The following is a 9,035-nucleotide window of genomic DNA, read 5'->3' as shown; positions in this document are numbered from 1 at the left end:
TGCCTTGACCAAGCATGCTTTTTGAATCTATAGTCTGCCCCATGCTGAATGAACTCAACGCACTCGAAATCAAGGTTGTTCAAGTGGTTGCGCTGTGCCGCACATTACGAACCGAGAATGAGGCCCTGCGCCAGCGGCTCGCGGCGCTGGAAATCGACAAGGAACGCCTTGCCGAACGTATGGCGGCTGCCCGTGCGCGGCTTGAACAGCTTGCCGAGCAACTGCCCGAAGCCAAACCCTGAAGACTCTGATCTGATGCCCAACGAAGCCCATTATCTCGACATCGTTCTGCTTGGCAAGGAATACCGGGTCGCCTGCCCAAGCGATCAACATTCTGCGCTACTCAATGCGGCAGCCTATGTTGATGGCAAAATGCGCGATATTGCCGGGAAAAGCAGGAACAATCTTCCCGAGCGTATTGCCGTCATGGCTGCGCTCAACATCGCTCACGAGCACCTTGGCCTCAATCAGGAGATGCCGGAGCAGCATCAGAAAATTGAATCTGAAATAGGACTGGACATGGACGCGCTTAGGGGTAGAATCTTTTCCATGGAGGCAGAGCTTGATCAGGTGTTGAAGTCGCAGTAGGAAGGTTTTCCTGCTCCGGTCTCCAAGAGAGTTCCCTGCGGTGTTGTCAGGTCATAGATTCCTTGAACCAATGCTAAATGGCATTGGTCGCAGACCATAGAAACTGCTGTTGTGTGCGCCCCTAGTCGGACGTACCTGATGCGGAAGGGAAGTGACCTATCTGAACCCAGGTTCAGGATGCCGGCCTGATGGCATCCGCAGGGACAAAAGCGCGGAACCTCTGGTTTCGCGCTTTTTTGTGCCCCGCTTTTTTGGACCTGTTGCCGGCGGAGCGCCGGTTCGATTCCTGATGTATCCGACAAGCAGCACGCCGCCATCAGTCCTGCGCGGGAAGGCCGTCCGCATCGGCCTGCGAGTGATTGGCATAGGTCGGCCAGTCGGGAACGTACTCGTCGGCCTGGCTGCCCCAGGTGCTCCAGCCCTCCCGGGAGCCACGGGCGAACATCTCCAGGAAGGGACCGGGCGAGCAGGATTCGATCAGCGCGTAGGCTTCGTCCGGTTTGCGGGAATGCTCGCGCTTGCGGCTCTTGATGATGTTGACCTGGCGGCGGCCGGGGGCCAGCGTGCGCGCATCCTTCCCCCTGACGCCGAACAGGATCAATTCGGTCGTATTGCGGAAGTAGAAACCGACGCCGCGCCCGTCCGGGCCGCCATCCTTGCGGATCTTGTGCCATACCAGGTTGCTCTTGTATGTAAAGCCCCAGGCGGCGAGAACGCGCAGTCCTTCCGGCAACAGCGCGTTCGGCACCCACAGGTAGAGGTGTGCGGTACTTTCGACGATCTCGGCCACGGGCAGCGCCAGAATGTCGTCCAGCGTCATCGTGGCGTAGCGGTTCAGGCGCTTGTGCTCCGGTGCCATCTTGCCGGTTCGGTTCTGAAACTGCCATGGCGGATCCGCGAGCACGGTGCGGAACTTCCGGTTGCCAATACGTTGCAGCAGGTCGGAGCCCACCGCGGGGAAATGGTCGGTCATCTGTTTCAATCGTGAATGGGAAGGAACGGGCCGATGCGCCACAAGGGATCCGGCAAGCACAGTCAAAGCTCCTGCCGGCCGTCACCGGGCACGATGATACCTGCACTTGCAACGGCAGGCGATGGTCATTGTATTGGCTGATCGGGATACCATCCGGTATTTGGTGAAAGGAAGCAGATGCTCAGGCGAGAGCTTGCCTATTTCTTCGGTGCGCTGCGCTTTTTTACGCGCCTGCCGGTCCCGGCCTGGGTAGGGCACAGCAGCGAGGCGCTCGACCGGTCGACGCGATATTTTCCGGCGGTGGGCCTGCTCGTCGGCGCCATCGCCGCACTGGTTTTTGTCCTGACGTCTTTCGTCTTGCCGATGACGCTGGCGGTGCTGGCGGCAATGGCCAGTTCGCTCTACCTGACGGGAGCGTTTCACGAAGACGGCTGGAGCGACATGGTCGACGGTTTTGGCGGCGGCTGGGAGAAGACACAGATCCTGGCGATCATGAAGGACTCGCGAATCGGCAGCTTCGGTGCGATCGCGCTGGTGATGCTGCTGCTCGCCCGCTTCTGCGCGCTGATCGAGTTCGAGTGGCGGGAGATTCCCCTGGCCCTGCTGGCCGGCCACACCCTATCCCGCTTCGCTGCGACAACCCTGTTGCGCGGCCTCGATTATGTACGCGACGAGGGGAAAGCGAAGCCCCTGGCCACCCGCATCGGCTGGGGCGAGCTCGGTATTGCCGGACTCACTGCCCTGCTGCCCCTATTGCTGCTGCCTCCGCTCGAGGCGTTGCTCGGCGGGGTCTTTGCTGCCCTGGCGACGCTGTGGCTGGCTCGCCTGTTCCGGCGGCAAATCGGTGGCTATACCGGCGATTGTCTCGGCGCCACCCAACAATTCTCGGAACTTGCTTTTTATTGTGGGCTGTTGTGCAGCTTTTCCTGATCCGTCACCCACCACCACGGCTGGCCGCTGGCGTCTGCTACGGGCAGCTCGATGTCGATTCAGAGGACCCGCAGCCGGCCGCCAGGCGTCTGCGCGCGCTGTTGCCCGCCGCCACGCCGGTCATTGCCAGCCCTTTGCGGCGTGCCCGCACCCTCGCCGAGGCCTTGCATCCACAACCGGTGTTCGACGAGCGACTGTTGGAAATCGACTTTGGCGAATGGGAGGGCGTCGCCTGGGAGCAGATCGATCGCCGGCTACTCGATGCCTGGGCTAGCGATGTGCTGCACTTCGTCGCGCCCGGCGGCGAATCGGTGGCCATGCTGCAGGCGCGCGCGCTTGACTGCGTCCGCAGTCTACGCGGCAACCATGCCGCCCTCGTCACCCACGCCGGAGTCATCCGCGCCATGCTCGGGCACTGGTTGCAGCTGCCGATTGACGAGTGGAGCCGACTGCGACTCGACTTCGGCAGCCTCACGCTGCTCGAGATTGACGCCAGCAGGGACGGCCTGCAGCGGACAGGGCCAGGCCAGCCGCGTGCGCCGGGAATCCTGCATTACCTCAACCGATGACCTCCCTCCGCAGAACGTTGCCCCGCCATTCGCAGTTCAGGCGACGCCGGAGTCTCGGAAGATTCTTTCGATGCCGCCAAGATAAGGACGCAGCACTTCGGGAACACTGATGCTGCCGTCGGAATTCTGGAAGTTTTCCATGACCGCCACCAGCGTGCGCCCGACGGCAAGACCGGAGCCATTGAGGGTGTGCACCAGTTCGATTCTGTTGCGCTCGTTGCGATAACGCGCCTGCATGCGTCTGGCCTGGAACGCCTCGAAGTTGGAGCATGACGAGATTTCGCGGTAGGCCTGTTGTGCCGGCAGCCAGACCTCGAGATCATAGGTTTTTGCTGACGAGAAACCGATGTCCCCGGTACATAGCGTCACCCGCCGGTAAGGCAGGCCGAGCATTTCGAGGATTCGCTCGGCGTGTCCGGTGAGTTCCTCATGCGCCGCCAGCGAATCGCCTGCGGCGACGATCTGCACCAGTTCAACCTTGTCGAACTGGTGCTGGCGGATCATGCCGCGCGTATCACGACCGTAGGAGCCGGCTTCTGAACGAAAACACGGGGTATGGCAAACGAGCTTGAGCGGCAGTTCATCGGCAGTGAGAATCGTGTTACGAACGATGTTGGTGACCGGCACTTCCGCCGTCGGGATCAGATACAGGGGCTCGGCTTCGGTGCGCAGGATCTTGAACAAATCCTCCTCGAACTTCGGCAACTGCCCGGTACCCGTCAGGCTGGCAGCGTTGACCAGGTAAGGCGCGTAGACTTCGGTGTAACCGTGCTGTGTCACGTGCGTATCGAGCATGAACTGGGTCAGCCCGCGGTGCAGGCGAGCGAGCGCTCCCCGCAGCAGCGAAAAGCGCGTGCCGGCGATTTTCGCTGCGGTGGCGAAATCGAGCTGGTCGAGCGTCTCGCCGAGATCGACATGATCCTTGACCGGAAAGTCGAAGCTGCGCGGTTTCCCCCAGCGCTTGAGCTCGACGTTGTCGGTGTCGGAACGGCCGATCGGCACGCTGTCCTGTGGCAGATTGGGAAGCACGGCGAGGAATGCGTCGAGTTCCTTCAGCAAATCGGCGAGGCGGACTTCATTGGCGTCGAGCTCGTCTTTCAGTGCCACCACCTGCGCCATGACTGCGGTGGCATCTTCGCCTCGCCCCTTGCACAGGCCGACCTGCTTCGACAGACTGTTGCGGCTCGCCTGCAGTTCCTGGGTGCGCGTCTGCAGGGACTTGCGCTGGCTTTCGAGCGTCTGGAATGCCGAACGGTCGAGCGTGAAACCACGCGTGGCCAGTCGTTCGGCCACACCATCGAGGTTGTTGCGCAGCAGCTGAATGTCGAGCATGGTCAATCCTCATGTTGGCGGTCGCGCCGCGACTCGTGAATCTGCCCGCCTCCCCGGCTGACCACAGCGGCGCGGGCGGACTTAGTCCTGCTTCTGTCTTGCCTGACGATCGAGTTCGCGCAAATGCGCGAGCTTTTCGCCAATCCGGATCTCGAGGCCACGCGCGACCGGCCGATACCACTCGACCGCCGGCATGCCCTCGGGGAAATAGGCCTCGCCGGCAGCGTAGGCGTCCGCCTCGTCGTGCGCGTAGCGATAGTTTTTTCCGTAACCCAGGTTCTTCATCAGGCGTGTCGGCGCGTTGCGCAGATGCGCCGGCACCGGCCGCGAGCCATCGCCACAGATGAAGCTGCGCGCGGCATTATACGCGAGGTAAGCGGCATTCGACTTGGCCGCCATGGCCAGGTAGAGCACCGCTTCGGCAAGGGCCAGTTCACCTTCGGGAGACCCCAGGCGTTCGAAGGTCTCGGCAGCATCGAGCGCGATGCGCGCCGCGCGTGGATCGGCAAGACCAATGTCTTCCCAGGCCATGCGCACGATGCGACGTGCCAGATAGCGTGGATCGGCGCCACCATCGAGCATCCGGCAAAACCAGTACAGCGCGGCATCCGGAGACGATCCGCGCACCGCCTTGTGCAGCGCCGAGATCTGGTCATAAAAGGCATCACCGCCCTTGTCGAAGCGACGCAGGTTCTGCGCCAGCGCGCGGTCGATGAAGGCGCCATCGATGCTGCTGGTCTGGATGGTTCGGGTGGCCGTGTCGATCTGCTCGATCAGGTTGAGCAGGCGTCGCGCATCGCCATCGGCAAGACCGATCAGGCGCGAGCGCGCGTCATCATCGAAAGACAGCCTTGGCAAGACCTGCCGGCACGCGCGCGTCAGGAGCAGTCCCATCTCGTCGGCCGTGAGCGGATGCAAGACGTAAACCGAAGCGCGCGAAAGCAGCGCCGAATTGACTTCAAACGAGGGGTTTTCGGTCGTCGCGCCGACAAAGGTCAGCAGCCCGCCTTCAACATAGGGCAAAAAGGCATCCTGCTGTGCCTTGTTGAAGCGATGCACTTCGTCGACAAAAAGGATCGTCCGCCGTCCGCTGCGCGCGCGCGTGATTTCAGCACGTACCACCGCCTCACGGATGTCCTTGACACCCGCAAAGACCGCCGAGATGGCGATGAAGTCGGCAGTGAAGGCGTCTGCCATGAGACGCGCCAGCGTCGTCTTGCCGACTCCTGGCGGCCCCCAGAGGATCATGCTGTGCAACTGGCCGGACTGGAAAGCCATTGCCAGCGGCTTACCGGGACCAAGCAGATGCGCCTGCCCGATGACCTCGGACAGAATCTTCGGCCGCAGGCGTTCGGCCAGCGGAGCGCCTGCATGATCATCGCCAGAAAAGTCGTCCATTCCCCTCTCTCGTCACGACCATTACGCGCCACTGTGACATTTCACACAGCGCCGGGGGCTGGTCGCCGCTATCTTCTATCTATTACTTCAGCATACCTTGAAAGAAACCGCAATGACCCCACAGCAGCCTCGAAGCAGGGTTGACAGACGCCAACACGACTATGGGCGGCCTGGTCATCTTCCCGACCGGCGCCGCATTCCGGACCGTCGCCTCCCGGAACTCAACGAAGTCTCCGACATGACATTCGAGGAGTTTCAGTTGCTCCTGACCCGAACCGGCAAGCCGATTTCCAATACCTCGTCGCGTGGTTGAAGCGCCTTGAGCGGGTCGTCCTGCCCGGAATGGCGCGATCTGGCGCCAACGAAGTCGCCGGGCAGCTAGGGAACAGGCTTGCCTGCGTCAAGGACGGACTGTTCCAGTTCGGTGAAAGCTGCGGCGACGTAGTTGCTCAGACGCGGGAGGTTAGGCAGTTCATCGGTGGCGATCAAGCCAAAATACAGTTGCCCGGCATAGCTGAACAGCGTGATGTTCAGCAGGTTGCCGGCCGGCAGGGTGCTGATCGGATGCAGTTCCTCCAGCCGCGCGCCCTTGAGATACAGATACTCGGCAGGGCCGGGCACGTTCGAGACCAGCGTATTGCCGGTCGGCGGCAAATGGTTGCTGAGCTTGAGCATTTCCGCAAGTTGCCCGACGACACCGGTGATCAGCGTATAGGATTCGATCGCCTCGGGTTCGACGCTATCGATCATGGTGCGTACATTACGCAGCGAAAAACCGATGTTGCGCAGACGAACGTAGGGATCGTCGGTCGGCGGTGACAGCTCGACCTGGATGATGCCGATCTTGTTGCCGGCGCGCTGATCACCCTCCTTGCGCAGGTTGACCGGCATCTGAATCGTGATCGGCCTTTGCAGGTCGACGCCCTCTTCGCGCAGATAGCGGTGCAAGGCACCGTCCAGGCAGGTCAGTGCGACATGATTCAAGGTCGAGCGAGTTCTCATACGAATCAGGCTGACCCTTTCCATACTCACACTGGTGGTTGCAAACTGACGGCCAGGCGTCACCTGCCCGGTCAGCGGCGTATTGCCATCGGCCACAAACGGCAGCGAAATCGCATTCTTGGTGAGCTTGACACTTTCCAGCAGCAACATCGCAGCAAGACGGCCAATCCCCAGAACATGCTTGCCGGCACCCGCAAGATCGCCAAGCAGTGACCGGGCCATCTTCTCCTTGAGTCGCGATCTCACCCCGGCGATGTGCGGGACGGACCAGAGCGGTTTGAGTTCAAGATCGTCGGCGGTCGGGGACAGCGAATTGACGGCCCAGCGCATCATGGTTACTCCGTCCGCGCTGGCATGATGGATTTTGACGTAGATGGCAAAGCGGGCTTCGCTCAGACCATCGATGACATGCACCTCCCACAAGGGCCGCGAGCGGTCGAGCATTGGCAGGTGCAGGTCGGATACCAGCCGGTACAATTCCTCCCGGCCATTCTTGCCGCGCGGTAACTGATGATAGAACAGATGCTCGGTGAGCTCGACCGCTTCGCACTCCTGCCAGCTCGGCATGGCCGTCAGAGAAAAACGAATGATCCGGTTGAACGGCGGCTGGACATCGGTAAAGGTCAGATACTCCCGGAACAGATCGGCGGCAAAGCTGGTCTTCGCGCGAGGCGGCCGTTTGCAGATCATCAGGCCGCCCACGTGCTTCGGGCTTGCCTTTGACTCGGCGATGAAGAAAGCCACATCCAGCAAGGAGAGTTTGGTCATCGAGATTTCCTTCGCCCTTCATTGAGTTTCCTGCACACTCACGGCCATCCATCGCCGCGACAACGGCAAGCCGCGCGCGCCCCTTTCCCCGAAGCACCGCCGGCGTCCCTGATCCCGGTGCGTCAAGCATACATCATCAAGGGACGGCCGTTCCAGAGAGAAGCACGCCCGAACCTTTAGTGTGTTTCCTCTAGACCTTCCCGATAGACTCACCGGCAGTGGTTGCAAAGGCAACTGCAAGAACTTTCAAATGCAGTCAGACAAAGGAGAAACAAATGAGCAAGACAGTTAGCGCATGGGTCGATCGGGTTGGCAATCAGCAAATCCTGCTGAAGACTGTGGAAGCGACACGCAAGTTGTGGCTTGGCGGCCTGGGCGCTTATTCGCTGGCCGCCAGAAGCAGTGTCAGGGCCGTCGAGACGCTTCTTCGTGAAAGCAAGGCCATGCCGCCGAAGGCCCGCCAACAGATCGAGGAAAAATCGGCCGAACTGATGAGTACCGCCAATACCGCCATTCAGCGCGGCGAACAGGTCGTCAGGGAACGTTTTCTGCGGCCTCTCGATTTCGTTCTCCTGGCAACCAGACGCGACATCGAGCAGCTCTCGCTACGGGTCATCGAGTTGAGCACCGAGGTACACCAGTTGGCGACCGGCAAAGCGACGCCTGCGACCAAGCCCGCCGAGCGTGACGATTCGCCGATGATCGCCGGCACGGCGTAGGGCCGCCAGCGACAGGCAAGATGGCCGGCGATTGTCGCGCCGGCATGGCCTGTGCCGCTTGAACGGCCGCCCGGCTATTTCTGGGAAACCTGCGCAGCTTCGCTGAGCAACCACTGGCGAAAGACGTTGACGATCGGGCGATCGGCAACGGCTTCGGGCACCACCAGGTAATAGGCCTGGGTGCGGCGAATGATGATGTCGAAGGGCATCACCAGACGCCCGGCGGCGACCTCGGCTTCGACCAACGGAATCGAGGCAATGGCCACGCCAACGCCATCGATCACCGCCGCGTGAACCAATCCCGAGTCGCTGAAATGGGTGCCCGCATCCGGGTCGACGCCACTGACCCCTGCGACCTGCAGCCATTCGGCCCAGGTCGGGCGGTCCATCAGTTCCATGATCGACTCGTCATGCAGAAGATTGTGGCGCCGCAGATCGGACGGCACGTTCAGGGGCCGCATTCCGAACAGCAGGCGCGGACTGCATACCAGTGCATAGGCCGGAACGAACAGTCGGTCGACGCGGCAACCGTCGTAATGACCACGCCCGAAGCGGATGAATAATTCGGTTTCGTCGTCGCGTACGTCGATTCCTGCAAGCCCCGAAACGCCCGAAGCGTCATGGGCATCGATCGTCTCGACCGACGCGGCCATGTGTAGCTGGATCTCCGGGTGTTCGGCAGTAAAAGCGGGCAAATGGCGAATCAGCCACCGGCTGGCGAAAGCCGGCGGGGTCGTGATCAGCAGGCGCCCAGCG

General features: G+C 61.5%; 11 protein-coding genes. 6 read left to right on the top strand and 5 right to left on the bottom strand.

Going from position 1 to position 9,035, the window contains the following annotated elements; all coding sequences use genetic code 11:
• Positions 1 to 41 precede the first annotated feature (41 nt).
• Entirely contained in the window at positions 42 to 242 is a 201-nt protein-coding gene (locus CAPSK01_RS03465; protein WP_034922592.1) for a hypothetical protein, read from the top strand.
• Between the two features lie 13 nt (positions 243 to 255).
• Positions 256 to 588 carry a cell division protein ZapA gene (locus tag CAPSK01_RS03460; protein ID WP_034922589.1) on the top strand — a complete coding sequence of 111 codons (333 nt, stop codon included), beginning with the start codon at positions 256 to 258 and terminating at the stop codon, positions 586 to 588.
• Between the two features lie 316 nt (positions 589 to 904).
• Here the strand turns inward: CAPSK01_RS03460 and CAPSK01_RS03455 are convergent, their stop codons facing one another.
• Positions 905 to 1,561 (bottom strand): MT-A70 family methyltransferase, encoded by a 657-nt coding sequence (locus CAPSK01_RS03455; RefSeq protein ID WP_034922585.1) that lies wholly within the window; start codon positions 1,559 to 1,561, stop codon positions 905 to 907.
• 177 nt (positions 1,562 to 1,738) lie between these two features.
• Here CAPSK01_RS03455 and CAPSK01_RS03450 point away from each other — a divergent pair, with 177 nt between their 5' ends.
• Complete coding sequence (locus CAPSK01_RS03450; RefSeq protein WP_034922581.1) at positions 1,739 to 2,491, top strand: adenosylcobinamide-GDP ribazoletransferase; 753 nt, start codon at positions 1,739 to 1,741, stop codon at positions 2,489 to 2,491.
• The gene (gene cobC / locus CAPSK01_RS03445) at positions 2,476 to 3,060 is read left to right on the top strand and encodes an alpha-ribazole phosphatase family protein (RefSeq protein WP_273703016.1); all 585 of its coding nucleotides are present in this window, start codon (positions 2,476 to 2,478) and stop codon (positions 3,058 to 3,060) included. Before CAPSK01_RS03450 ends, cobC begins: the two co-directional genes overlap by 16 nt.
• Before the next feature lie 36 nt (positions 3,061 to 3,096).
• On the opposite strand, the gene serS is transcribed toward cobC, so the two are convergent.
• Together serS and CAPSK01_RS03435 are read right to left on the bottom strand one after the other, a co-directional pair.
• The gene (gene serS / locus CAPSK01_RS03440) at positions 3,097 to 4,392 is read right to left on the bottom strand and encodes a serine--tRNA ligase (RefSeq protein WP_034922578.1); all 1,296 of its coding nucleotides are present in this window, start codon (positions 4,390 to 4,392) and stop codon (positions 3,097 to 3,099) included.
• An 81-nt stretch (positions 4,393 to 4,473) separates the two neighbouring features.
• Positions 4,474 to 5,790 carry a replication-associated recombination protein A gene (locus CAPSK01_RS03435; protein ID WP_034922574.1) on the bottom strand — a complete coding sequence of 439 codons (1,317 nt, stop codon included), beginning with the start codon at positions 5,788 to 5,790 and terminating at the stop codon, positions 4,474 to 4,476.
• Positions 5,791 to 5,902: 112 nt separating this feature from the next.
• On the opposite strand from CAPSK01_RS03435, the gene CAPSK01_RS03430 reads away from it, so the two are divergent.
• On the top strand, positions 5,903 to 6,103 hold the full coding sequence (locus CAPSK01_RS03430; protein WP_034922570.1) for a hypothetical protein: 201 nt from the start codon (positions 5,903 to 5,905) through the stop codon (positions 6,101 to 6,103).
• A 65-nt stretch (positions 6,104 to 6,168) separates the two neighbouring features.
• Here the strand turns inward: CAPSK01_RS03430 and CAPSK01_RS03425 are convergent, their stop codons facing one another.
• Entirely contained in the window at positions 6,169 to 7,560 is a 1,392-nt protein-coding gene (locus CAPSK01_RS03425) for a wax ester/triacylglycerol synthase domain-containing protein (protein ID WP_034922567.1), read from the bottom strand.
• A 275-nt stretch (positions 7,561 to 7,835) separates the two neighbouring features.
• On the opposite strand from CAPSK01_RS03425, the gene CAPSK01_RS03420 reads away from it, so the two are divergent.
• Complete coding sequence (locus tag CAPSK01_RS03420) at positions 7,836 to 8,279, top strand: phasin family protein (RefSeq protein ID WP_034922564.1); 444 nt, start codon at positions 7,836 to 7,838, stop codon at positions 8,277 to 8,279.
• A 74-nt stretch (positions 8,280 to 8,353) separates the two neighbouring features.
• Here the strand turns inward: CAPSK01_RS03420 and CAPSK01_RS03415 are convergent.
• On the bottom strand, positions 8,354 to 9,035 hold a 682-nt coding region (locus CAPSK01_RS03415), incomplete at its 5' end, for a LysR substrate-binding domain-containing protein (RefSeq protein WP_273703015.1).

It is taken from the genome of Candidatus Accumulibacter vicinus (assembly GCF_000584955.1).
In the GTDB taxonomy this organism is placed as follows: domain Bacteria; phylum Pseudomonadota; class Gammaproteobacteria; order Burkholderiales; family Rhodocyclaceae; genus Accumulibacter; species Accumulibacter vicinus.
This window is presented reverse-complemented; position numbering and strand designations above follow the sequence as displayed.